At 74.3% G+C, this 22,750-nt stretch carries 22 protein-coding genes and 1 pseudogene; 10 read left to right on the forward strand and 13 right to left on the reverse strand.

Annotated elements, in window-relative coordinates:
• Window positions 1-14: 14 nt before the first annotated feature.
• From OG715_RS02225 to ptlI, 3 genes are all read left to right on the forward strand, one after another.
• Window positions 15-374, forward strand: a complete 360-nt coding sequence (locus OG715_RS02225) for a cyclic-phosphate processing receiver domain-containing protein (RefSeq protein ID WP_327063788.1) — start codon at window positions 15-17, stop codon at window positions 372-374.
• Window positions 375-387: 13 nt separating this feature from the next.
• Window positions 388-3,042 (forward strand): helix-turn-helix transcriptional regulator, encoded by a 2,655-nt coding sequence (locus tag OG715_RS02230; RefSeq protein ID WP_327063789.1) that lies wholly within the window; start codon window positions 388-390, stop codon window positions 3,040-3,042.
• Window positions 3,043-3,769: 727 nt separating this feature from the next.
• Complete coding sequence (gene ptlI / locus OG715_RS02235; protein ID WP_327063790.1) at window positions 3,770-5,164, forward strand: pentalenene oxygenase; 1,395 nt, start codon at window positions 3,770-3,772, stop codon at window positions 5,162-5,164.
• 40 nt (window positions 5,165-5,204) lie between these two features.
• Here ptlI and OG715_RS02240 read toward each other — a convergent pair whose 3' ends face one another.
• Window positions 5,205-5,732: a CGNR zinc finger domain-containing protein gene (locus OG715_RS02240; protein ID WP_327063791.1), complete on the reverse strand. Its 528-nt coding sequence runs from the start codon at window positions 5,730-5,732 to the stop codon at window positions 5,205-5,207.
• Between the two features lie 26 nt (window positions 5,733-5,758).
• Between OG715_RS02240 and OG715_RS02245 the strand changes: the two genes are divergently transcribed.
• A complete protein-coding gene (locus OG715_RS02245; RefSeq protein WP_327063792.1) occupies window positions 5,759-7,132 on the forward strand; it encodes an MFS transporter in 1,374 nt (457 codons plus the stop codon).
• 105 nt (window positions 7,133-7,237) lie between these two features.
• Here OG715_RS02245 and OG715_RS02250 read toward each other — a convergent pair whose 3' ends face one another.
• The gene (locus OG715_RS02250) at window positions 7,238-8,335 is read right to left on the reverse strand and encodes a baeRF3 domain-containing protein (protein WP_327063793.1); all 1,098 of its coding nucleotides are present in this window, start codon (window positions 8,333-8,335) and stop codon (window positions 7,238-7,240) included.
• A 151-nt stretch (window positions 8,336-8,486) separates the two neighbouring features.
• The gene (locus OG715_RS02255) at window positions 8,487-9,206 is read right to left on the reverse strand and encodes an IclR family transcriptional regulator (protein ID WP_327063794.1); all 720 of its coding nucleotides are present in this window, start codon (window positions 9,204-9,206) and stop codon (window positions 8,487-8,489) included.
• 94 nt (window positions 9,207-9,300) lie between these two features.
• Here OG715_RS02255 and OG715_RS02260 point away from each other — a divergent pair, with 94 nt between their 5' ends.
• From OG715_RS02260 to OG715_RS02275, 4 genes are all read left to right on the forward strand, one after another.
• Entirely contained in the window at window positions 9,301-9,951 is a 651-nt protein-coding gene (locus OG715_RS02260; protein WP_327063795.1) for a nitroreductase family protein, read from the forward strand.
• A gap of 202 nt (window positions 9,952-10,153) precedes the next feature.
• The gene (locus tag OG715_RS02265; protein ID WP_327063796.1) at window positions 10,154-11,053 is read left to right on the forward strand and encodes a GNAT family N-acetyltransferase; all 900 of its coding nucleotides are present in this window, start codon (window positions 10,154-10,156) and stop codon (window positions 11,051-11,053) included.
• Between the two features lie 63 nt (window positions 11,054-11,116).
• The gene (locus OG715_RS02270; RefSeq protein WP_327064210.1) at window positions 11,117-11,338 is read left to right on the forward strand and encodes a 2'-5' RNA ligase family protein; all 222 of its coding nucleotides are present in this window, start codon (window positions 11,117-11,119) and stop codon (window positions 11,336-11,338) included.
• A 203-nt stretch (window positions 11,339-11,541) separates the two neighbouring features.
• The gene (locus OG715_RS02275) at window positions 11,542-11,988 is read left to right on the forward strand and encodes a hypothetical protein (protein WP_327063797.1); all 447 of its coding nucleotides are present in this window, start codon (window positions 11,542-11,544) and stop codon (window positions 11,986-11,988) included.
• Between the two features lie 49 nt (window positions 11,989-12,037).
• Here the strand turns inward: OG715_RS02275 and OG715_RS02280 are convergent, their stop codons facing one another.
• Together OG715_RS02280 and OG715_RS02285 are read right to left on the reverse strand one after the other, a co-directional pair.
• Window positions 12,038-12,724, reverse strand: coding sequence for a M24 family metallopeptidase (locus tag OG715_RS02280; RefSeq protein WP_327064211.1), 687 nt, complete (start codon window positions 12,722-12,724; stop codon window positions 12,038-12,040).
• Window positions 12,725-12,827: 103 nt separating this feature from the next.
• Entirely contained in the window at window positions 12,828-13,604 is a 777-nt protein-coding gene (locus OG715_RS02285; protein ID WP_327063798.1) for a class I SAM-dependent methyltransferase, read from the reverse strand.
• Window positions 13,605-13,890: 286 nt separating this feature from the next.
• Here OG715_RS02285 and OG715_RS02290 point away from each other — a divergent pair, with 286 nt between their 5' ends.
• Window positions 13,891-14,259, forward strand: a complete 369-nt coding sequence (locus OG715_RS02290) for a gamma-glutamylcyclotransferase family protein (protein WP_327063799.1) — start codon at window positions 13,891-13,893, stop codon at window positions 14,257-14,259.
• A 25-nt stretch (window positions 14,260-14,284) separates the two neighbouring features.
• Here the strand turns inward: OG715_RS02290 and OG715_RS02295 are convergent, their stop codons facing one another.
• The 7 genes and pseudogenes from OG715_RS02295 to OG715_RS02330 form a co-directional block, all read right to left on the reverse strand.
• Window positions 14,285-14,521 carry a hypothetical protein gene (locus OG715_RS02295; protein ID WP_327063800.1) on the reverse strand — a complete coding sequence of 79 codons (237 nt, stop codon included), beginning with the start codon at window positions 14,519-14,521 and terminating at the stop codon, window positions 14,285-14,287.
• A gap of 164 nt (window positions 14,522-14,685) precedes the next feature.
• A pseudogene (locus OG715_RS02305) lies at window positions 14,686-15,288 on the reverse strand (ATP-binding cassette domain-containing protein); the annotation flags it as partial.
• A 119-nt stretch (window positions 15,289-15,407) separates the two neighbouring features.
• Window positions 15,408-16,175, reverse strand: a complete 768-nt coding sequence (locus tag OG715_RS02310) for a 3-oxoacyl-ACP reductase (protein ID WP_266309091.1) — start codon at window positions 16,173-16,175, stop codon at window positions 15,408-15,410.
• 5 nt (window positions 16,176-16,180) lie between these two features.
• Window positions 16,181-17,554 (reverse strand): aldehyde dehydrogenase family protein, encoded by a 1,374-nt coding sequence (locus OG715_RS02315; protein WP_327063801.1) that lies wholly within the window; start codon window positions 17,552-17,554, stop codon window positions 16,181-16,183.
• On the reverse strand, window positions 17,551-18,351 hold the full coding sequence (locus tag OG715_RS02320; protein WP_327063802.1) for a gamma-glutamyl-gamma-aminobutyrate hydrolase family protein: 801 nt from the start codon (window positions 18,349-18,351) through the stop codon (window positions 17,551-17,553). Before OG715_RS02320 ends, OG715_RS02315 begins: the two co-directional genes overlap by 4 nt.
• Entirely contained in the window at window positions 18,348-19,706 is a 1,359-nt protein-coding gene (locus OG715_RS02325; RefSeq protein WP_327063803.1) for a glutamine synthetase family protein, read from the reverse strand. Before OG715_RS02325 ends, OG715_RS02320 begins: the two co-directional genes overlap by 4 nt.
• The gene (locus OG715_RS02330; protein ID WP_407660937.1) at window positions 19,703-21,325 is read right to left on the reverse strand and encodes an amino acid permease; all 1,623 of its coding nucleotides are present in this window, start codon (window positions 21,323-21,325) and stop codon (window positions 19,703-19,705) included. Before OG715_RS02330 ends, OG715_RS02325 begins: the two co-directional genes overlap by 4 nt.
• Before the next feature lie 225 nt (window positions 21,326-21,550).
• Between OG715_RS02330 and OG715_RS02335 the strand changes: the two genes are divergently transcribed.
• On the forward strand, window positions 21,551-22,300 hold the full coding sequence (locus tag OG715_RS02335; protein ID WP_327063805.1) for a FadR/GntR family transcriptional regulator: 750 nt from the start codon (window positions 21,551-21,553) through the stop codon (window positions 22,298-22,300).
• A gap of 129 nt (window positions 22,301-22,429) precedes the next feature.
• Here the strand turns inward: OG715_RS02335 and OG715_RS02340 are convergent, their stop codons facing one another.
• Window positions 22,430-22,729 (reverse strand): DUF4193 domain-containing protein, encoded by a 300-nt coding sequence (locus OG715_RS02340; RefSeq protein ID WP_030395238.1) that lies wholly within the window; start codon window positions 22,727-22,729, stop codon window positions 22,430-22,432.
• Window positions 22,730-22,750 lie beyond the last annotated feature (21 nt).

The following is a 22,750-nucleotide window of genomic DNA, read 5'->3' on the forward strand; positions in this document are numbered from 1 at the left end:
CGCACAATGGTCCGATGAACGACACTTCCGACGCGCCCGGGCCCGTCGTCCTCGGTGTGGACGACCTGCGGCCGCTCCCCCACGCGACGCGGATCGCCCGTACCAGCCGGGAGGGCGTCCGGCTCCTGGAGGAGCACCGCGACCGCTACGTGGACGAGTTGTGGCTCGACCACGATCTCGGCGGCGACGACACGATCATGCCGGTGGTGACCCTGCTGGAGCGGGCCGCCTTCGACGGACGGCCGTTCCGGATCGGTGAGGTGCTCGTCCACAGCGCCAATCCCGTCGGCGCCGCGACCGTGGTCCGGTCGCTCGCGCGCTGGGGCTACCGGGTGCGGCGGGCGTCGGCCGAGGGCCCGTCCGGCGTGTCCTGACGGTTCCTTGTGCTTGCCGGCGGGCAAGTCCGCCCTGCTCGACTGGGCCGCCGGGCAGGCCGGCGGCGCCCGGGTGCTGCGGGTGGAGGGCATCGAGTCGGAGATGGAGCTCGCCTACGGCGGCCTCCACCAGCTCTTCCTGCCCGTCCTGGGCCTCGTCGACGGCCTGCCGCCGGCGCAGGCCGACGCCCTGCGGGCGGTGTTCGGGCTCACCTCGGACGAGGTGCGGGACAGCTTCACCGTCGGCCTCGCGGTCCTCACCATGCTGTCGGAGGCCGCCGCCGACGGGCCGCTGCTCTGCCTGGTCGACGACGCCCAATGGGTCGACCGGCCGTCGGTGGACATGCTGACCTTCGCCGCGCGCCGACTGCGCGCGGAGGGCGTCGTGATGCTCTTCGCCGTCCGCGACGGGGCCCCGGGCGCCACCGTGAAGGGCCTGCCGGGGCTGCTCGTCGAGGGTCTGGACCGTACGGCCGCCGCCGAACTGCTCACCGGGCTGCCCCCGTACGTCGCCGATCGCGTGATGGAGGAGGCCGGGGGCAACCCGCTGGCCCTGATCGAGCTGTCCGCCGCCCTGACGCCCGCCCAGCGCGCCGGCCGACTGGGCCCGCTGGCACTGCCCGAGACGGCCGCCGGACTGCGCGGCCGGATCCAGGACGGCTTCCTGGAACAGGTCGGGCGGCTGCCCGAGGCCACCCGGCTGGTACTGCTGGTGGCCGCCGCCGACGACACCGGGAGCCTCGGCACGGTGCTGGAGGCCGCCCGGGAGCTCGGTGCGGGCGTCGAGGACCTCGAACCGGCCGAACGGGCCGGGCTGGTGCTCCTCTCCGGCGAACTGGTGCGCTTCCGGCACCCGCTGGTCCGGTACGCCGCCTACCGGAGTGCCCCGCTCGCCCGCCGGATCGCCGCTCACCGGGCGCTCGCCGGGGCGCTGGGCGGGGCCGGACAGCAGCATCGGCGGGCCTGGCACCTGGCCGCCGCGGCGACCGGCCCGGACGAGGGGGTCGCCGAGGAGCTGGAGCGGGTCGCCGAGTGGGCCGGGAACCGGCAGGCGATGGCGTCCGCCTCCGCGGCGTACGAGCGCGCCGCCCAGCTGACCGCGGACCGCGACCTGCGGGCCCGCCGCCTGGTCCAGGCCGCCCGGAAGGCCGCCGACGCGGGCCAGGACCAGCGCTGCGGCGCCCTCGCCGACCAGGTGCCGCTGCCGCTGGCGGACCCGGAGGTGGCGGCGAACTTCGCCCGGGCCAGGGCGGCGGTCGAGCTCGGCCACCGCAGCCCGGCGGCGGCCGCCCGGATCCTGCTCGACAGCGCGGACCTGACCGGTGCCGCGCACCCGGAGGCGACGGCCTCACTGCTCGTCGACGCCGTCCACGCGGCCTACTCGGGCGGGGACGCGGCGCTGATGGCGGAGGTCGCGTCCCGCGCCCCCGAACTGCCCGTGCTCGCCGTGCCCGCCCTGCTGTTCGGCGACGACGTGCCCCGCGCGTCCGGCGTGTCCGGCGTGTCCGGCGCGCTCGCCGCGCTGCGCCCGCTGGTGGCGGCGACCGAGGTGGCGGCCACGGGGGTGATGGAGCGGTTGCTGACCGGCATCCACTGCCTGCTGACCGGCGACCATCCGACCGCCCGCCGGGTGGCCCTCGGTGCCGTCGCCCACTGCCGGGAGCAGGGCATCAGCGGTTGGCTGCCCACCACGCTCGACCTGCTGGTCCGCACGGAGCTGACGCTGGGCCGGCACGAGGAGGCGGTGGCCCGGGGCACCGAGGCGCTCCGGCTGGCCGAGTATTACGACCTCGCCCACCGGGCCTCCCACCTGCGCGCCGCCCTGGCGCTGCCGGCCGCCGTCCGGGGCGAGGAGGAGCAGGTCCGGGCCCTGACCGAGGAGGCCCTCGGGTACGCGCGACCGCGCGGCGTGGGCCGGGCCGCGGCGGACGCGCTGTGGGCCCGGGGTCTGCTCGAACTGGGCCTGGGCCGGGCGCAGACCGCGCTCGACGCACTGTCGGCGGCCCGGCGGGAGGTCGGCCATCCGCTGCTCTGCCTGCCCCTGCTGCCGGACCTGGTGGAGGCTGCGGTTCGGGCGGGCCACCCGGAGCGGGCGGCGCAGGCGGCGGGTGTGCTCGACGAATGGGCCACCGCACTGGACCGGCCCGCGCTCGGCGCCCTGGCCGCCCGGTGCCGGGCACTGACCGCGCCCGACGGAACGGCCGAGCAGCACTTCACCGCCGCGCTCGCCCTGTACAGCGAGGGCGACGGCAACGGGCACGGGGCCGGGGCCGTGGCCGGGAACGCGTTCGACCGGGCCCGCACCGCGCTGCTGTACGGGGAGTGGCGGCGCCGTCTGCGCCGGCAGATCGACGCCCGGGAGCAGTTGCGCGCCGCACTGGACGGCTTCGAGGCGCTCGGCGCGCGGCCCTGGGCCGAGCGGGCCAGGTCGGAGCTGGGCGCGGCCGGCGGGGAGACCGTGCTGACCACCCGGCAGGACGGGTCGATCAGCCTGCTCAGTCCGCAGGAGCGGGAGGTGGTCCGGCTGGCCGCCACCGGGGCGAGCAACCGGGAGATCGCGGCGCAGCTGTTCCTCAGCCCGAGGACGGTCGGGCACCACCTGTACCGGGCCTTCCCCAAGCTGGGTGTCGGCTCGCGCACCGAGCTCGCCGCCCTGCTGGCCGCCTGAGGCGGAACGGCCCCGGGGCGGAACACCGGGAGCCGGGCTGCTCGGGCGACCGGGGCAGCCCAAAAAGCCGGGCCGCCCAAAAAGCCGGGCTGCTCGGTGAAGGCCCGCAGGCCGGCCCGGACCAGTTCCGCGCCGAGTGCGGCGCGGTCCTCCACCGAGGGGTCGACGTACAGGCAGTCCAGGGCGAGCGGGTGTTCGCCGGTGGCGTGGCCCCACCACAGGGCGCGGGCCAGGACCCGGCCGTCCTGCTCGGCGATCCAGGTCCACTCCGGGCGGTACATGCCCTCCTTCAGTTCTTCCAGGTAGCGGTCGGCCTCGATCCAGCCGACCGGCTCGTCCACCGTGACGGAGGTGACCCGGTCGAGGTCGGACTCGGTGGTGGGGCGTAGCTGCATACGGTTCTCTTTCGTACAGGTGCTTCGGTGACGTCACTGACACTAGGCCGCCCGTCGGACGACCGGCTTCAGTCATGCCGACGTAATGTGACCGGCCGTCGACCGACCGGACGACCCGACGACCCGTCGACCGACCGACCGACCGACCGGGATCGTCCCGCAGCGCGCCGCTCCCCCGGGGGCTCGCGCCCCGGGTCCCGCGCCCCCGCGTGCGTCCTGCGGACAGCCGGGGCGTCTGCGGGGCTTCACCCGGGCGGCCGACCGGCCGATGCAGTACTCGGGCCGAGCCGCCGAACGGGCGCCGCGCGGGCCCGGGGACGAGGAGAGAAGCGTTGGCAGAGCAGACGTTCGTGGTCGGGACGGCCCCCGGAGCGGTGCCGGGGGTCGGGCACGCCTGGCAGATGATGCGCAGCCCGGTCCGGTTCATGACCTCGCTGGCCGCCCACGGCGACCTGGTGCGGATCAGGATCGGCCCGTCCACGGCGTACGTGCCCTGCCATCCCGAACTGCTGCGCCGGGTGCTCACCGGCGACCAGGTCTACGACAAGGGCGGGGTCTTCTACGACCGGGCCCGCGACGTCGCCGGCAACGGCCTGGTCACCTGCCCGTACCAGGACCACCGCCGGCAGCGGCGGCTGATGCAGAGCGCCTTCACCCGCCCGCAGCTGCGGCACTACGCCGAGGCGATGAACGCCGAGATCGAGGCCACCACGGCGCGCTGGCAGGACGGCCAGGTGATCGAGGCCTTCCCCGAGCTGTACGGGCTGGCGCTGCGGGTGGTGGCCCGCACGCTCTGGTCGACCGCGCTCGACGAGGAGCTGACCCGGGGCGTGGAGCGGGCCTTCGACACGGTGCTGAACGGGCTGTTCCGGCAGATGTTCCTGCCCCGGACGCTGCGCCGCCTGCCGACTCCGGCCAACCTCCGCTACCGGGCGGCGCTGCGGCAGCTGCACGAGGTGACGCAACGGCTGATCGCCGGGTACGGGGAGAACCCCGCGTCGACGGCCGGCGCGACCCCGGACCTGCTCGGCGCGCTGCTCGCGGCCCGGGACGAGGACGGCGGCCGGCTGACCGACGCCGAGGTGCACGACCAGGTGATCACCGTGATGGCGGCGGGCACCGAGACGGTGGCCGCCACGCTGGTGTGGGCCTTCCACCGGCTGTCCCGGCACCCGGAGGTCGCCGAGGAGCTGTACCGGGAGATCGACACCGTCCTCGGCGGGCGCCCGGTCGGCTGGGAGGACCTCGCCGCCCTCCCGCTGACCGGCTGGGTGATCACCGAGACCCTGCGCCTCCACCCGCCCGGCTGGCTGTTCACCCGCCTGACCACGACCGGCACCGAGCTGGCGGGCGTCCCGCTGCCGAGCGGCTCCACCCTCGTCTTCAGTCCCGCCGCCGTCGCCCGCGATCCGGAGGCCTTCCCGCGACCGGACGAGTTCCGCCCCGGCCGCTGGCGGCCCGAGGAGGAGTCGCCGCTCGCCCGCCAGGCGTTCACCGCGTTCGGCGCCGGGGCCCGCAAGTGCCTGGGCGACCTGTACGCGCGGACCGAGGCCACCCTCGTCCTCGCCACCGTGCTCTCCCGCTGGCGGCTGGCCCCCGAACCGGACGCCGACGTCCGCGCCGTCCCGCTCGCCACCGTCTACCGGCCGCGACGGCTGCGCCTGCGGCTGTCGGAGCGCGAGCCGGTGCCGAGCCGGCCCGCGCACCGCACGGGCGTGACGACCTGACGGGTGGGGCACTGCTCAGCACCCGGGGCGACGGGTGCGCTCAGGCGGCGGACGGGTGGCTCGCACGGTGGCGGCGGACGGCGTCGCGGTTGGCGCAGCGCTGGGAGCAGTAGCGGCGCCGGCCGGTGCGGGTGGTGTCGGCGAAGACCGTGTCGCACTCCGCGACGGCGCACCGGCCGAGCCGGTGCATGCCGCGTCCCACCAGGTGCAGCGCGGTGCCGACGCCGATCAGCGAGAACAGCAGGGCGCCGAGCGGCAGGTCGTCCTCCCGGTAGTGCAGGTGCCAGCCGTCGCCGGTGTGGTCGGTGAGCCGGGGGTGGGCCGCGCCGGCGGCGAGCATCAGGTTCAGCCTGGCGGCCCGTTCGCGCTCGTCGGCGGCGTCGACGACGGCCTCCCAGGCGTCCAGCACCGCGTCGACGTGCGGCAGGTCGTCGTCCGTGAACGGTCCCTCGACCACGAGTCCGGCCGCCCGGCAGCGGTCCACGAGTTCGTCGACGCTCCTCGGCCGCTCGTTCGCCAACTCCGCGGCCAGATTGACGGCGTCCTCGCCGTAAGGGTTGAGGTGCATAAGACCATTACAGCAGTCTGATCGCCATGAGTCATCACACCGACGCCCGGGGCGGGCCGTCCCCGCTGCCGTACCGCTGGACGGTCCTCGGGGTCGCCACCTTCACGCAGGCCGCCGCGTGCTTCTTCGTCCAGGGCATCGGGGCGATGGCGGTGCCCCTGCAGAACGCGCTGGACCTCAGCACGACGCAGTTGGGGTTACTGCTCTCCGCTTCCCAACTTGTGCCGCTGGTCGGCCTGCTGGTGGCCGGTGAGCTGCTGGACCGGTACGGCGAACGGTGGGTGGTCGGCATCGGGGCCGGGGTGGTCGCCGCAGGCCTGCTGGCGGGGAGCCTGGCCCAGGGGTACGCGTCGCTGCTCGTGGTGCTGCTGGTCGTCGGGGCGGGGTACAGCGCGATCCAGCCCGGTGGCAGCAAGTCGGTGGCGGCCTGGTTCGAGCCCTCACGGCTCGGGTTCGCGATGGGCGTGCGGCAGGCCGGGCTGCCGCTGGGCGGGGCGGTCGCGGTGGCCGTGCTGCCGGTGGTCGCCGCCGCATCCGGGTGGCGGGTCGCTGTGCTGGTCGGCGGGCTGGTCGCGCTGGCGGGTGCGGTGGCCTTCACCGTGCTCTACCGTCGCCCGCCCGGGGCGGTCGCGGAGCGGGCGGAGGCCCCGGTCGCCGCAACGGCCCCGACCTCGGCCCCGGTCGCGGCGGCTCCGGTGCCGCCGCCGCTCATGGACCGGCTCCGGCTGTTGCGCGAGCCCGCGATGGCGAAGGCGCTGCTGTCGGGCACGGCCATGGTCTCGGTGCACAGCGGCATCGGCGTACTCGGCGCGCTGTACCTGCACGACGTGACCGGCCTCGGGGCCGGTGCGGCAGGTGCCGTCCTGGTCGCGGCCCAGCTGGCGGGCATGCTCGGGCGGATCGGCCTCGCGGCGTGGAGCGACCGCAGCCGCGCGGGCCGCTACCGGCCGGTCCTGGCGAGCATGGTCGCGGCGGCGGCCGCGCTGGTGGCACTGGCGACCCCGCTCGGCGGGCATCCGCTCGCGGCCGCCCTGCTCCTCGCCTGGCTCGGCTTCTTCGGGATCGGCTGGTACGGGCCCTGGGTCGCGCACCTGGCCGAAGCGGCCCCGCCCGGCCGGACCGGCTTCGCGCTCGGCCTCGTGATGGCCGTCAACCAGGTGGCCGTGATCCTCGCCCCGCCCGCTCTCGGCCTGCTGCGGGACACCACCGGCGGCTACAGCGCCGCCTGGAGCGCCCTCGCCGCGGCGGCGGCCGGGACGGTGGCGGTCACGGCCCGAGGAGGGAAGCGGCGCGGCCCGAAGACCTCCGGTCCCGGCCGCCCGCACCTCGGGCCGGGCGCCGACGACACCGCCGCCGACGCGAGCCCCGTCGGTGCGACGACCCCCCGGTCGGCGGTCTGAGGCCCCGGACCGCACGGGCCGCCCCGCCCGACCCCGGGCCTCTCCTCGGCCCGTTCGCTGCCGCCGCCGAGGAGAGGCCCGGGAAACCGGGGTACCGGGGGCGGGTCAGTACCGCAGGTCGGCGGCGATCCGGCCGGCGTCCGAGAGGGTGCCGTCGGGGACGAAGGAGACCTGGGCGCCGGTGTCGAGGGCGCGCTCGATCACCTCGTCGACGATGTCCTCGCGCGCGCCCGACTGCTCGGCCTCGGCGGGCACCAGGTGGTCGCCCTCGTCGCGGACGGTGACCCGGAAGTTCTCCTCCACCACCAGCTGGGCGACCCGCCCCTCGGCGGCGGTCCGCCAGACCTCGTCCACTCCGGCCGCGAACGCCTGGCGGCCCCGGGCCTTGTCGAGCCGGGCGAGGGCGTCGGAGATCCCGGCGTCCGCATGCGCGCGGACGGCGGGCTCGACCACCTTGCGGACCGTCTCGGCGTCCGCCTGGGCGAGGCCGCCGTGCGGGATCTGCGCGGTGGCGCCGCGGACGATCGGCCCGGCGGCGTCCAGCAGGGCGAGGGCCGCCGCCTCGCCGACCACGTACAGCGGGCGCGGGTCGGCGGCCAGCACCTTGCCGAGCTCGCCCTCCGCCTGCCGCAGGAAGATCTTGGTCTCCTCGTCCTGGAAGGTGCTGGGCTTGTCGCCGATCCGCTCCTGCCGCTCCGGGTCGGGGTTCTCGTACTGGCGCACCAGCGGGAATCCGTGCCGGGTGTCCTCCGCGACCCGCTCGCTGTTGCCGCCCCACAGCAGCACCCGGTCGGCGGCGAGCGCGAGCACCCAGTGCGGCCGCTCGGCCGCCTGGGCGGCGACCAGGTTGCGGGTCAGGAAGGTGTCGGACAGCACCACCCGGGCGGGCGCCGTCCGGCCCAGCGACCAGACGTGGTGCTCGCCCGGCGCGACCAGGATCGCCAGGCCGTCCTCGGCGTGCACCAGGTCGACCTCGGCGAGCGCCCGGTCGAGCTGCTCCAGCACGTCGATCCGGACCGCGCGGGAGACCTCCGGGTCCTCCTCGATCCGCTTCCTCGCCGAGGCCGCGAGGGTGCGCAGCCGGACCGGGTCCTGCGCGTTGTCGGGCTCCCGGCGGTGCGTGGGCATCAGGATCGACACGGCCGGGTACGGCCTGGGGCGGCGCAGCTCGGTGAGGACGGCGGGGGTGAGAGCGGGGTACATGGGAGCCCTTTCCGAAGGCCGTTCGGCCTTCTGCGGGTGGACGCACACATCATGGATTTTGTCCCAATCATCACCAATTTACCCATTGCCGGGACGGGTTGTGGGACCTCGCGCGTCCCGCGCCGCCGTGGGTCCCGAGCCGGCTCCCGGGTCAGGGCGCCGGTGCCGGGGGCCGGACCCGCGCGACCGCCGCCCGGACCGCCGCCACCACCCGGTCCAGCGGCACCCCCGTCGGGACGGTGACGCCCAGCGCGCCGACCGTCCCGCCCCCGCCCTCACCTCGCACCGGGGCGGCCACCGTCACCTCGCCCAGCCGGAACTCCTCCGCGCAGACCGCGAGGCCCGCCGCCCGGACCCGGGCCAGCTGTCCGGCGAGGACACCCGGGGACACCACGGTGTACCGGGTGTGCCGGGGCAGCTCGGCCGGCGGGGCGGCGAGCAGCACCTTCCCGTACGCCGTCGCGTGCGGCGGCGGCCGGTCCCCGCCCACCAGGCACAGCACCCCGTCCGCCGAGGGCCCGGCGAGCACCGCCAGGTCGGCGTGCCCACCGGTCCTGGCGCCCAGCTCCCGCAGGGCCGGGAGCGCCGCGTCGAGGAGGCCGCGCGGGCAGGGCGCCGCCGCACCCAGGACCCGCAGCCGGAGCCCGAGCCGGTACCCGCCGTCCACGCCCCGCTCCAGACCGCCCCAGGCCACCAGCTCCCGCACCAGCCGCAGCGCCGTCGGCGCCGGGAGCCCGGTGCGCGTGGCGATGTCGGTGAGCCGCAGTACCGGCGGGCGTCCGCCCACGCCCCTGCCCACACCCCCGTCCTCGCCCACGCCCTCGAACGCATCCAGCACCGAGAAGAGCCGACCCGCCACGCTCTCGCCCAACTTCCTTCCCCTGTCCACTCGTCGGGTTCCACTCGTTCCACTCAGTGGAAGCCCGGCCTTCCCCCGGCGGTCCGGGCCGTACGAGGCTCAACACATGAACCTCGGTCTCGCTTCCGACACCCTGCTCTCCACCACCCGGGCCGTCCGCCACCGGCTCGACCTGACCCGGCCGGTGCCGCGCGCGCTCCTGGAGGAGTGCGTCGACCTCGCCGTGCAGGCGCCGACCGGCCGCAACCGGCAGCGCTGGCACTTCGTCATCGTCACCGACCCGGCCCGCCGGGCCGTGCTCGCGGACCTGTGGCGGGCGAGCCTGGCCGTCCCGCAGGCCCATCAGCCGCTGCCCGCCCGCGACGTGCGCCGGGCCGAGGTCGCGCCGGGCGTGATGGAGCGGGTGTACACGGGCGTCGAGCACCTGTACCGGCATCTGCACGAGGTGCCCGCCTACGTCATCCCCTGCGTCGAGGGGCGCACCGAGGGCCTCTCCGTCACCCATCAGGCCGGCACCTGGGGCTCGATCCTGCCCGCCGCGTGGAGCTTCATGCTGGCCGCCCGCGAACGCGGCCTCGGCACCGTGTGGACGACCGGGAACCTGCCCCTGGAGCGGGAGTTCGCGCAGGAGCTCGGCATCCCCTACCCGGAGGTCATGCAGGCCGCGTTCATCCCGGTCGCGTACACCCTCGGCACCGACTTCCGCCCCGCCCGCCGGATCCCGCGCGAGCAGGTCCTGCACTGGGACGGCTGGTGACGGGGCCGCTCCACCGGCCCGCGAAAATCCGTGGACGGATCGACGGAGGATCACGTACGGTGGCGCCACGCCTTGAGACGAACGGAAGGAGGCGAGTGCCGTGCAGTCCATACCTTTCCAGCGCTCCCTCTTCCGCTGTCCCGGCGTTCTTCACCAGTCCTGACCGGGAGCGCTGCAAGCAGCCTGTATCCCGGAGGAATCCATGACCGACACGGTCATCCGCACGCTTTCCGCGAGCGACGCCCACCTGTTCGACGCACACCCCGACCCCCTGGGTGCCCGCGAGGGTCACCGGCGCACCACGTTCCGCCCCGAGTGGAAGCGCGTCGCCCTGCGCGACGGCGAGGTCGTCGCCCGCGGCGCCTGGTGGGGCGGCCCCGAGGACGCGGAGCCCGTCAACATCAACTGGTTCGACGTCGCCGAGGGCCAGGAGGAGGCCGGGGCCGAGCTCCTGCGCTCCGCCCCCTGGCAGGTCGAACTCGAAATCAACCTGCCGGGCGACTGGCGGGAACGGCCCGACGCGCGCACCGCCGCCGAGGCACGCTTCGCCGCCGCCCGGGCCGCCGGGTACGAACTCCTCGTCGAGCGCTTCCTCTACCGCTGGACCCCGGAGCGCGGACTGCCCGAGCGCCCCGGGCGACTGCGCTTCGAGGCCGAGCCCGACGACGCCGTCTTCCTCGACGCCCTGCGCCGCATCCACTCCGCCACCCTGGACGCCCACGCGCTCAGGGCGATCGCCGAGGGCGGCGTCGACCGGGCCGCCCAGGAGGAGCTGGACTTCTTCCACTGGTGCCCGTCCCCGCGGGAGTGGTGGCAGACCGCGCACACCCCCGACGGCGACCTCGCCGGCATCCACATCCCCGCCCACAACCCCTCCGGCCCGACCATCGGCTTCATCGGTGTCCTCCCCCAGCACCGGGGCCAGGGCTACGCCTACGACCTGCTCGCCGAGTGCACCCGCACCCTGGTCGAGCACGGCGCCGAATCCATCACCGCGGCCACCGACCGCACCAACCACCCCATGGCCGCGAACTTCACCAAGGCCGGCTTCCCCGTCGTCCGCGAACGCATCAACTTCCACCCGACGGGCCTGACGGCCTGACGGGCAGCAGCACACGGCGTGCGGGCCGGGCACCGGCCCGGCCCGCACGCCGGCCCCTCGGCCGTGGCCGGCCGGTGGCCGGAAGCTCCGCCGTACCGGGGCCGGTTCGCCGATGTCGTTCCGCACCTGACCGTGGCCTTCAGCCAGGACCCGGGCGTGCTCGACGAGATCGAGGCGGAGGTCTCGAACCGGCTGCCGCTCACGGCGCGCATCACATCCGTCCACCTGCTGGTGTTCGACGGCACCGTGTGGCACGACCGCGCCGAGTTCGCCCTGCGGGGCTGACCGTCCGGGCTGCGGAACGGCGCTCCGTCCGCGTGATTACGGTTCGATGACTACTCGTCAGTTGTGTTCCGGGGCTTCGGGCGGGACGGCATCCTGGGGTGCATGCGGGGGACCGGGCGGGTGGCGCAGGTCGTTGACAGCGGCCTTGTCCCGACGGGGCCCGACCGCCGACAGCACTCCGGCCCGCAGAGAACAGGACCACGATGCCGCTGATCGACCCCGCTCCGCCCGGCAAGGGTGCCCCCGTCGCGCTCGGGGTGGCCGCGTTGCTGCTCACCCTGATCGGCCTCTACCTGTGGCCGTGGTGGCCCTCCGGCTTCTCGGACCCGACCTTCCTGGAGTTCCGCCGGGAGTTCACGGACGGACCCCCGGCCGTGACCTGGTGGGACACCGTCTACTACAGCTGGTTCCAGTACGGGTACCTGGTGCAGACCGTGTCCGTGCTCGTCCTGCCGTTCACCGTGGCGCGGGACGACCGCTGGCACTGGCTGTCGCTGGCGGCCGTGCTCACCTGCGGCTGGCAGCTGGCCGGGGTACTCGGCAGCACCGTCTTCCACACCACTCCCGCCCCCTTCCTGGGCCCGCTCGCCGGGATCCTCGCACTGGTCGGCTGGCTGCTCGGCCGCCGGAAGGCGCCCCGCGTCGCGTAGCCCCCGGGGCAGAGCAGGGCAGGACAGAGCAGGCGCCGGGGCCGGGGGGTCAGGCGAGGTCGAGGAGTTGCTCGTAGAAGCCGCCGAAACCGCGCCGCCCGTCGACGAGGTGGACCTCCAGGATCCAGTGGCAGCGCCAACCGGCCCGGTCGGTGCGGCGCAGCGGGTTCTCGTTGTCCGGGGTGATGTAGGACTCGGTCTTGGCGCCGTCGATGCTCTCGTGCGGGAACTCCCCCACCAGGTGGCCCGCGTGCCAGCCGCCCAGGGCCCAGCCCCGCTCGGTGGCGAGCCGCTCGACGTGGGCGTGCAGTTGGCGGCCCGTCACCTGCGGGTCAGCGTGGAAGGCTGCGCGGCCGCCGTCGAAGACCTCGGCGAGGTCGTCGCGCAGGCGGTGCTTGTGCGGGTCCTCGCCGAGGACGAAGGTGCGGCCGAAGTCCGCCTCGTACTCCTCGAAGATCGGGCCGAAGTCGGCGAAGGCGATGTCGTCCTCGCCGATGAGCCGGTCCGGCGGGTTCTCCTGGTAGGGGAACAGGGTGTGCGGGCCGGAGCGGACGATGCGCTTGTGCCAGTGCTTGGTGGTGCCGAACATGTCGTTCGCGAGGTCGCGGATCAGGTCGCTGACCTCGCGTTCACCGCGGCCGGGGGCCACCAGGCCGCGCGCCTCGACCTCGGCGAAGAGGCGTTCGGCCTTGGCCTGGGCCTGGACGAGTCCCAGGGCGCGCAGCTGCTCGTCCATCCGGTCGGGTTCTCCCACGGTGCCGCTCCTGTTGCCGAGTTCGGGTGTCACGGGGTCACGAGGTCGCAGACTCACGAGGTCGCAGACTCACGGGGCCACTGGCTCACGGCGTCGCGCGCACGAGGACGAGCGAGCCCTCGTGGACGGCCCGCGTCCGCAGGTGGCCGTAGCGGCGCTCCCACTCACCGGACTCCAGGTCGTGGCGGAGCTTGCGGTCGAAGCGCTCGCGCGCTCCGTCGTCGACGAAGCTCCAGGCCGAGCAGGCCTGCCGGGCGGCGGGGTCGAGCAGCATCTCGGGGCGGCCGTAGTACGCCTCGTTGAAGCCGTCGGTGCAGTCGAGCGGGATCGGGACCGGCTGCACGGTGACGCTGCCGCCCAGGGCGGCGGCCAGTTCGTCGATCGGGGGGTAGCGGCGGGCCTCGGTGTCCAGGACCTCGGGTGCGTACTCGTACAGCCAGAAGTCGCGCACCAGCAGCGGGTCGCAGGTCAGCACGACGACCGGGCCCCGGGTGACGCGCCGCATCTCGCGCAGGCCCGCCCCGACGTCCTCCCACTGGTGGACGCTGAACAGCGTCATCGCGGCGTCGAACGCCCCGTCCTCGAACGGCAGGTCCCCGGCGACGGCGTCGACGGCCGGGGCGAGGTGCGCGGGGCGGCCGGCCCGCATGGACGCCGACGGTTCGACCGGCGTCACGACCCGGGCCGCGCTCTCGTAGGAACCGGTGCCCGCACCCACGTTGAGCACCGTCCGCGCGCCCCCGAGGGCCTCCGCGATGACCTGCGCCACCCGGCCGTCGGGCCTGCGGTAGGAGGAGTAGCCGGATCCGATGGCGCCGTAGTCGACGTCTCCGGCGCTGCCGTCCCTGGTGCGTACGTTCATGGGTCCGGGGCCTCCCTCCGTCACGACCGGCTGCCGCGCCGGCCCGCTGCCATTCTTCCCGGCTTCGCCAAGCCGGTGGGAGGATCTTGCATCCGCGAGGGAAGATAAGTAAAACAGCTGGCAGATGCTTGTTGTTTCGCCCAAACAACTGGCAGATGCGACAGCCTAGGATCGTGCGGCCCTCCGAACCGCCCGGGGCGGACCCCACCGCCGGGACGGCCGGTGACGCGCCCTACGATCAAGGCCCCGCCCGCACAGTGCCCGCACATACGGAGGTCGCGAACCCATGGCCGGAACGGCAACCCAGCGTCTCTTCTCCTACGGCACGCTGCAGTTGGAGCAGGTGCAGCTCAGCAGCTTCGGCCGGCTGCTGGACGGGCAGGCCGACGCGCTGCCCGGTTTCCGGCTCACCATGATCGAGATCACCGACCCCGAGGTGATCGCCGCCAGCGGCACCGACCGGCACCCCCTGGTACTGCCGTCGGACGAGGCGGGCGACGCCGTCGACGGCACGGTCTTCGCGATCACGGACGAGGAGCTCGCCGCAGCGGACGAGTACGAGGTCGACGACTACGCCCGCCACGAGGTGGTGCTCGCCTCCGGTACCAGGGCGTGGGTCTACCTCTCCGCCGCGTACAGCCCCGCCGGGAGCTGACCCGACGGGGCACCGCCGCCCCGACTCAGACCCGGTCCGTCCCCGTGGGCACAGTCGGCACCGGGGACACCGGGGCCGCGGCCGGGTCCCGCCGCCCGTGCGGGTCCGGCCCGGGGCGGCCGAGCGGGAGGACGGTGTCGGCGTGCGCGAACACCAGCGGCAGGTCGTGGCTGACCAGGACGATGGCCAGGCCCCGGTCGTCCCGCAGCTCGCGCAGCTCGCGCAGCTCGCGCAGCTCGCGCAGCTCGCGCAGCAGCGCCATGATGCCCTCGGCCGTGCCCGCGTCGAGCGCGGAGGTGATCTCGTCGCAGAGCAGGACGTCCGGTTCCGCGGCCAGGGCCCGGGCGACGGAGACGCGCTGGCGCTGCCCGCGAGCGGTTCGCCGCCGAGCAGCACGCTCCCGGCCTCAGGGCGGTGCAGGCCGGCGAGGCTGCGCAGCAGGGTGGTCTTGCCGCAGCCGGACGGGCCGGTGACCCCGGTCAGGGTGCCGGGGGTCAACCCGAGGTCGAGAGCGGTGAAGACGTCCCGGCCGGTTCGGCCGCTCCCCACCCGGGCGGCGAGCGCCACCACCTCCAGCACGGGCTTCGTGACGCTCTCCGGCACGCGCGTCGTGACGCTCTCCGGCGCGGATTCCGTGACGCTCTCCGCCACGGGCCCGGCGCCACCCGCCGGGGCCCCCGCCGCAACGGCCGCCGGGACCGGCCTCCGGGCGACGGGCACCGGGAGGTGCGGCGGCTCCAGGGCGAGCACGTCGTCGGCGCAGCGCGCCACGAAGTCGGGGTCGTGGCTGGTGAGCGCGATGGCGAGGTCCTCGCGGTCGGCGAGGTCGCGCAGCAGGTCGGCGATGTCGTCGCGCAGGTCGGCGTCGAGGCTGGCGGTGGGTTCGTCGAGGAGCAGGATCGCGGGCCTTCGGGCGAGGGCCCGGGCCAGGGCGACCCGCCGCTGCTGGCCGCCGGAGAGGGAGCCGGGGCGGCGGTGTTCGATCCCTTCGCCGACCGGCAGGCGGACCGCGCGCAGCAGTTCCGGCACGGAAGTGGCCTGCGGAGCCGGGGCGGACCAGTCCGGTCACGTAGCGACGACGGCCCGGCCGCCCCTCCCCGGTGCGGGGCGGGCGGCCGGGCCGTCCGGAGGCCGGATCCGTGCCGGATCTACTGCGGGGTGACGTAGGCGCCGGAGATGCCACCGTCCACCAGGAAGGTGTTGGCGGTCATGAAGGAGGAGTCGTCGGAGGCCAGGAAGGCCACCGCCGCGGCGATCTCCTCCGGCTCGGCGAAGCGGCCGAGCGGGATGTGCACCAGACGGCGGGCGGCCCGCTCCGGGTCCTTGGCGAAGAGCTCCTGCAGCAGCGGGGTGTTCACCGGACCGGGGCACAGCGCGTTGACCCGGATCCCCTCGCGCGCGAACTGCACGCCCAGCTCGCGGGACATCGCCAGCACCCCGCCCTTGGAGGCGCTGTAGGAGATCTGCGAGGTGGCCGCCCCCATCACCGCGACGAAGGAGGCGGTGTTGATGATCGAGCCCTTGCCCTGGCGCTGCATGTGCGGGATCGCGTACTTGCAGCACAGGTAGACGCTGGTGAGGTTGACGTCCTGGACCCGCTTCCAGGCGTCCAGGCCGGTGGTGAGGATGGAGTCGTCGTCCGGCGGGGAGATGCCCGCGTTGTTGAAGGCGATGTCGAGCCGGCCGTACTCGTCCACGGCCCGCTGGAAGAGGTCGCGGACCGCGGCCTCGTCCGTCACGTCCGCCTGGACGAACAGTCCGCCGACCTCGTTGGCCGCCTTGGCGCCGGTCTCCGCGTCGAGGTCGACGCAGACCACCTTGGCTCCCTCGGCGGCGAGCCGGCGGGCGGTCGCGAGGCCGATGCCGCTGCCGGCGCCGGTGATGACGGCCACCCGGCCGTCGAGTCGCTGGGTCATGCTGATCACTCCTCCGTGGAGATGAAGACGTTCTTGGTCTGGGTGAAGGCGGCGAGGGCGTCCGGGCCGAGCTCACGGCCGAGCCCGGACTGCTTGAAGCCGCCGAACGGCGTGGTGTAGCGCACCGAGGAGTGCGAGTTGACGGAGAGGTTGCCGGCCTCGACACCGCGGGCGACCCGCAGGGCGCGTCCGACGTCCCTGGTCCAGACGGAGCCGGACAGCCCGTACTCGGTGGCGTTGGCGATGCGCAGCGCGTCCTGCTCGTCGCGGAACGGCACCACCGTGACCACCGGGCCGAAGATCTCCTCGGTGAAGGCGCGGTCGTCGTGCCGTACGGGGGCGAGCACGGTCGGCGGGTACCAGAAGCCGGGCCCGTCGGGGGCGCCGCCGCGGAAGGCCACGGCCGCGTCGTCCGGCACGTAGGAGGCGACCCGGGCCCGGTGGGCGGCGGAGATCAGCGGGCCCATCTCGGTCTTCTCGTCGGCCGGGTCGCCGACCCGCACCCCGCGGACGGCCGGTTCCAGCAGCGCCATGAAGTCCTCGAACACCGAGGCTTCGACCAGGATCCGGGACCGGGCGCAGCAGTCCTGGCCGGCGTTGTCGAAGACGGCGTAGGGCGCGGTCGCGGCGGCCTTGGCGAGGTCGGCGTCGGCGAAGACGATATTGGCGCTCTTGCCGCCGAGTTCGAGGGTGACGGGCTTCACCTGGGCGGCGCAGCCCGCCATGATCTCCTTGCCGACCCGGGTCGAGCCGGTGAACACGATCTTGCGCACGTCCGGGTGGGTGACGAAGCGCTGTCCGACCACCGGGCCCCGGCCGGGCAGGATCTGCAGCACGCCCTCCGGGATCCCGGCCCGCAGGGCGAGTTCGCCGAGGCGCAGGGCGGTGAGCGGGGTGAGCTCGGCCGGTTTGACGATGACGGTGTTGCCGGCGGCGAGGGCCGGGGCCAGCGCCCACGCGGCGATCGGCATCGGGAAGTTCCACGGCACGATGACGCCGACCACGCCGATCGGTTCCTGGAAGGTGACGTCGACGCCGCCGGCGACGGGGATCTGCCGGCCGAACAGCCGTTCCGGGGCGGCGGCGTAGTAGTCGATGACGTCGCGCGCGTTGCCGGCCTCCCAGCGGGCGTTGCCGATGGTGTGGCCGGCGTTGGCGACCTCCAGGGCGGCGAGGTGCTCGCGGTCGGCGTCGACGGCGGCGGCGAAGGCGCGCAGCAGCCGGGCGCGGTCGGCGGGGGCCACCCGGCGCCAGGTGTCGAAGGCGGTTCGGGCGCGGGCCACGGCGGCGTCGGTCTCGGCGAGGCCGGCGAGTTCGAGGGTGGTGATCACCTCCTCGGTGGCGGGGTTGACGACCTCGAAGAGGTCCGGTTCGGTCATGGGTTCGTCTCCCGGTGGCTGGCGGTGGCGGTGGTGCGGGCGGTGGTACGGGCGGTCGTGGCCCGGGCGGTCACGGCCCGGGCGGTCACGGCCCGGGCGGTCACGGCGTGGGCGGTCAGGGCCCGGAACAGGCGCAGGTCGTCGGGGTCGGTCTCGGGGTGCCACTGGACGCCGAGGGCGAAGCGGTGCCCGTCGAGTTCGAGTGCCTCGACGGTGCCGTCGGCCCCTCGGGCGGTGGGCCGGAGCCCTCGGCCGAGGCGGTCGACGGCCTGGTGGTGGTAGCAGGAGACCTCGGCGTCCGGGCCCAGGACGTCGGCGAGCCGGCTGCCGTCGGCCACCTCGACCCGGTGCCGGACGAACTGTGCGGGCACCTTCTGGTGGCTCCCGTCGGGCAGGTGCTGGAGGAGGGTGCCGCCGAGTTCGACGTTGAGCAGCTGCATACCGCGGCAGACGCCGAGCAGCGGCAGGTCCCGGGCCAGGGCGGCGCGCAGCAAGGTGCTCTCCCAGTCGTCCCGGGCGTGGTGGGGCGGCCCGGTGCGCGGGTCGGCGTCCGCCCCGTACCCGGCCGGGTCGAGGTCCGGTCCGCCGGCGAGGACGAGCCCGTCCAGGGCGTCGAGGAGGTGGCCGGCGCCGCCGGGCTGCGGCGGCAGCAGGACCGGGGTGCCGCCCGCGCGGACGACGGCGTCCACATAGGTCTGGGGCAGCAGGGCGGCGCGTTGGTGCCAGACGGACCAGGCCGCGTCGTCCTGGTAGGTGCTGATGCCGAGCAGTGGTCGGCGCGGGTCCGCGCGGGTCACAGCCGCTCGAATCCGCGGCGCCGCTCCCAGTCGGTCACCGCGCTCTCGTAGGCCGCGAGTTCGGTGCGTCCGGCGTGGGTGTAGTGCCGGACGACGTCCTTGCCGAAGGCCTCGGTGGCGACGGCGCTGCGCTCGAAGGCGTCGACCGCGTCGCGCAGGTTGGCGGGCACCCTGGGGGCGTCTGAGGCGTAGGCGTTGCCGGTGAACTCCGGTTCGAGTTCGAGCTGTCGGTCGATGCCGTGCAGTCCGGCCGCGATCAGCGCGGCGACCGCGAGGTAGGGGTTGACGTCGCCGCCGGGGACGCGGTTCTCGAACCGCAGCGACGGCCCGTGGCCGACCACCCGCAGGGCGCAGGTGCGGTTGTCGCGGCCCCAGGCGACGGCGGTGGGCGCGAAGCTGCCGGGTACGTAGCGCTTGTAGGAGTTGACGGTGGGGGCGAGCAGCAGGGCGAAGTCGGCGAGGCAGGCGAGCTGTCCGGCGAGGAAGTGCTCCATGGTGCGGGAGAAGCCGTGCGGCCGGTCGCCGGCGAACACGGGTGCGCCCCTGTCGTCGCGCAGGCTGAGGTGGATGTGGCAGGAGTTGCCCTCGCGTTCGTCGTACTTCGCCATGAAGGTCAGGCTGCAGCCCTCCTGGGCGGCGATCTCCTTGGCGCCGGTCTTGTAGACGGTGTGGTTGTCGCAGGTGGTGAGGGCATCGGCGTACTTGAAGGCGATCTCGTGCTGGCCGAGGTTGCACTCACCCTTGGCGGACTCGACGGACAGGCCCGCGCCGGCCATCCCGTTGCGGATCCGGCGCAGCAGGGGTTCGATCCGGCCGGTGCCGAGGACGGAGTAGTCCACGTTGTACTGGTTGGCCGGGGTGAGCCGGGCGTAGTCCCTGTCCCAGGCCTGTTCGTAGCTGTCCCGGAAGACGATGAACTCCAGTTCGGTGGCGGCCTGGGCGTGCCAGCCGTGGCCGGCCAGACGGTCCAGCTGGCGTTGCAGGACCTGCCGCGGGGAGACCGCGACCGGGGTGCCGTCGTGGTGGAGGACGTCGCACTGGACCATGGCGGTGGCGGGGTGCCAGGGCACGGTCCGCAGGGTGGTGAGGTCGGGGCGCAGCGTGAGGTCGCCGTAGCCGTTCTCCCAGGAGGAGATCTCGTAGCCGTCGACGGTGTTCATGTCGACGTCGACGGCGAGCAGGTAGCCGCAGCCCTCGGCGGCGCCGGGCACCACGTCGTCGAGGAAGTGCTCGGCGGCCAGGCGCTTGCCCTGGAGGCGGCCCTGCATGTCGGTCATGGCGAGCACGACGGTGTCGACCGTGCCGTCGGCGACGCGGGCGCGCAGTTCGTCGAGGGTGAGCCGGGGGCTGGTCATCGGACCTCCAGTTCGGTGTCGCGGGCGTCGGGTCCGGGCGGTGTGTCGCGGGCTTCGGGACCGGTCGGCAGGGGGTGGACCTGGGGTCCGGTGAACCAGTGGCGGGCCGAGACCAGCCACCACACCCCGGCGAAGCCGACCACGACGGCGACGGCGACGGGGGTGTAGTTGAAGCTCTCGGCGGTGATCGGGGAGGCGGTGGGGAGCATGAACAGCACGGTGATCACTGCTGTCCAGCCGACCGCGAGGATGCCGATCGGCCGGCTCCACCGTCCCAGGTGCCAGGGGCCGGGGGTGAAGTCCTCGCCCTGGCGCAGCCTCAGGTACACCGGAATGACGTAGGAGATGTACAGGCCGATGACGGAGATGGAGGTCACGGCGGTGTAGGCGGTGGTGTTCCAGAGCGCGGGCAGGCCGAGCAGCAGCGCGCCGCCGGTCGCCAGCCAGACCGCGTTGGTCGGGGTCTGGGTGCGCGGGTCGATGCGGTGCCACAGGCGGGAGCCGGGCAGGGCGCCGTCCCGGGAGAAGGCGTAGATCATGCGGGAGTTGGCGGTGACGGAGGCCATTCCGCAGAAGAACTGGGCGCCGATCACGATCAGCAGCAGGAACTGGGCGCCGCCGGAGCCGATCGCGTCGATGAAGATCTGGGCGGGCGGGACGCCGGTGTCGCTGTTGAGCGCGCCGTCGTAGTCGCGGATCGCGAAGGTGATGCCGAGCAGCAGGACCCAGCCGGCGGCCAGGGAGACGGTGATGGCGTTGACGATGCCGCGCGGGCCGGAGCGGGCGGCGTCGCGCGTCTCCTCGGTCATGTGCGCGGAGGCGTCGTACCCGGTGAGGGTGTACTGGGCCATCAGCAGGCCGATCATCGCGACGTAGAACTGGTTCCGGAAGCCGGTCCCGTTGACGAACTCGGTGAGGACGAAGGAGGCCGGGGCGTGCTGGTCGGGGAGCACGGCGAGGGCGCCGACGATGACCGCGACGCCCACCAGGTGCCACCACACGGACACGCTGTTGAGGAGGGCGACGAGGCGCACGCCGCGGGTGTTGAGCAGGCCGTGCAGCAGCAGGATGACCGCGAAGATCTCGATGGTGTGCACGGGGCCGGCCTCGATGCCGAAGCGCAGCGTCAGGAAGGCGTTGGTGAAGAACGCGGCGCCGAAGTCGACGCCGGCGGTGACCGCGACCTGGCCGAGGAAGTTGAACCAGCCGGTGAACCAGCTCCACGCGGCGCCCCGGCTGCGGCTGAGCTTGGCGGCCCAGTAGTAGAGCCCGCCGGCCGTCGGGTAGCTGGAGCAGATCTCGGCCATGGCCAGCCCGACGCAGAGGGTGAACAGGCCGACCACCGGCCAGCCCCAGACGATCAGGGCCGGGCCTCCGGTCTTCATGCCCGTGCCGTAGAGGGTCAGGCAGCCGGAGAGGATCGAGACGATGGAGAAGGAGACGGCGAAGTTGGAGAAGCCGGACATCGAGCGGGCCAGTTCCTGGGTGTAGCCCAGCTCGCGGAGGCGTTGTTCGTCGTCGGAAACGGGGGTGGTGCCTTCCGGAAACACGGTGGGGGAAGGCTGTTCGCCCGCGGGTGGCTCGTCCGCGCGGGTTTCGGGTGAGCGTGCGTCGGTCATGGGCACCCCAGGGGGTTGAGGGTGTGCCGGGACGGGCAGGGCCACGACGGCGTGGCGCGCTCGGCCGGGCGGGTTCGACGATCGGGCGGCTCGTCAATGGTCTGGAACCAGACCATTGGGTGGGTGAGCAGCATCGTTCCGGCTGAGCCGGGGCCGCGTCAAGGGCCGACACCGAGAATGGAACGGAACGAGTTCCGACGCCCGCCCGTAGGTACGATTCCGGGCGTGGACCTGGACCAAGCACGTGAGCAGGCACGGCTCGACTGGCAGGCCGGCGCGATCTTCCGCCCGGTCCGCACCGGCAACGCCTTCGAGGAGACCGTCGAACGGCTGCTCCAGGCGATCAAGCTCGGTGTCTTCGGCCACGGCGACCGCCTGCCCGCCGAACGGGACCTCGCCGCACGACTCGGCGTCAGCAGGGAGACCCTGCGCGAGGCGCTCCGCACCCTGCAGCAGGCCGACTGCGTCGAACCCCGCCGCGGCCGCTACGGCGGCACCTTCGTCACCTACCGGATGCCCGCACCCGACGTCGCCGACCTCCGCCGGGCCGCCCGGGACCTCGGCGGCGCACTGGAGGACGCGCTGACCTACCGCCAGGTCCTGGAGGCCGGCGCGGCCGAGGCCGCCGCCCGCCGCACCCTCACCGCCGACCAGCGGGCCCACCTGGAGAGCCGCCTCGACGACCTGGAGGACTCCCCGCCGGACCGGTACCGCCAGCTCGACTCGCGCTTCCACCTCGCCATCGGCGAACTCACCGGCTCCCCCACCCTGGCCGCGGCCATCGCCGAGGCCAGAATGCGCCTCAACGACCTCCTCAACGCGATCCCCATGCTGGAGCGGAACATCGAGCACGCCGCCGAACAGCACCGCGCCATGGTCCGGGCGATCCTCACCGGGGACGGCGACGCGGCCCGGCGCGCCACCGAGGAACACCTCGCCGCGACGGCCGCGCTGCTGCGGGGCTTCCTGGCCTGAGGCTCGCACCCCGGAGGCCGGCGCCCCGGAACGGACCCGGGCCGGCCGCGCACCCCGGGGCGGCTTCCGACCGGGAACCCCCGGCGGAGCGCCCGGGAGTCCCCGGCCGGCCCGGACATCACGCCCCGGTCAGGACGCGCACTCCCGGCAGATCGGCCGGCCGTTCTTGTCCTCGCCCGCGAGCTGAGCGCGGTGGTGGACCAGGAAGCACGTCATACAGGTGAACTCGTCCGCCTGGAGCGGCACGACCCGCACGGTGAGTTCCTCACCGGACAGGTCGGCGCCCGGCAGTTCGAGGCCCTCAACGGCCTCGGGCTCCACGTCCACCGAGGAGCTCTGCTTGTCGTCCCGCTTGTTCTTCAGAGCCTCGATACTGTCGTCGCGTCCCTCGTCGCCGGTGTCGCGCGGGGCGTCGTAGTCGGTTGCCATGGTGCTGTCTTCTCCTTGAGC

The sequence above is a fragment of the Kitasatospora purpeofusca genome, from assembly GCF_036010405.1.
GTDB lineage: Bacteria > Actinomycetota > Actinomycetes > Streptomycetales > Streptomycetaceae > Kitasatospora > Kitasatospora purpeofusca.

Coding starts and splice junctions, on each gene's coding strand:
- OG715_RS02265 (WP_327063796.1), top strand. CDS start 10,154: ATGACCGACACGGTCATCCGCACGCTTTCCGCGAGCGACGCCCACCTG.
- OG715_RS02330 (WP_407660937.1), bottom strand. CDS start 21,325: ATGACCGACGCACGCTCACCCGAAACCCGCGCGGACGAGCCACCCGCG.
- OG715_RS02240 (WP_327063791.1), bottom strand. CDS start 5,732: ATGCACCTCAACCCTTACGGCGAGGACGCCGTCAATCTGGCCGCGGAG.
- OG715_RS02245 (WP_327063792.1), top strand. CDS start 5,759: ATGAGTCATCACACCGACGCCCGGGGCGGGCCGTCCCCGCTGCCGTAC.
- OG715_RS02290 (WP_327063799.1), top strand. CDS start 13,891: ATGGCCGGAACGGCAACCCAGCGTCTCTTCTCCTACGGCACGCTGCAG.
- OG715_RS02295 (WP_327063800.1), bottom strand. CDS start 14,521: ATGGCGCTGCTGCGCGAGCTGCGCGAGCTGCGCGAGCTGCGCGAGCTG.
- OG715_RS02285 (WP_327063798.1), bottom strand. CDS start 13,604: ATGAACGTACGCACCAGGGACGGCAGCGCCGGAGACGTCGACTACGGC.
- OG715_RS02325 (WP_327063803.1), bottom strand. CDS start 19,706: ATGACCAGCCCCCGGCTCACCCTCGACGAACTGCGCGCCCGCGTCGCC.
- OG715_RS02275 (WP_327063797.1), top strand. CDS start 11,542: ATGCCGCTGATCGACCCCGCTCCGCCCGGCAAGGGTGCCCCCGTCGCG.
- OG715_RS02340 (WP_030395238.1), bottom strand. CDS start 22,729: ATGGCAACCGACTACGACGCCCCGCGCGACACCGGCGACGAGGGACGC.
- OG715_RS02310 (WP_266309091.1), bottom strand. CDS start 16,175: ATGACCCAGCGACTCGACGGCCGGGTGGCCGTCATCACCGGCGCCGGC.
- OG715_RS02225 (WP_327063788.1), top strand. CDS start 15: ATGAACGACACTTCCGACGCGCCCGGGCCCGTCGTCCTCGGTGTGGAC.
- OG715_RS02250 (WP_327063793.1), bottom strand. CDS start 8,335: ATGTACCCCGCTCTCACCCCCGCCGTCCTCACCGAGCTGCGCCGCCCC.
- OG715_RS02260 (WP_327063795.1), top strand. CDS start 9,301: ATGAACCTCGGTCTCGCTTCCGACACCCTGCTCTCCACCACCCGGGCC.
- OG715_RS02280 (WP_327064211.1), bottom strand. CDS start 12,724: ATGGACGAGCAGCTGCGCGCCCTGGGACTCGTCCAGGCCCAGGCCAAG.
- OG715_RS02315 (WP_327063801.1), bottom strand. CDS start 17,554: ATGACCGAACCGGACCTCTTCGAGGTCGTCAACCCCGCCACCGAGGAG.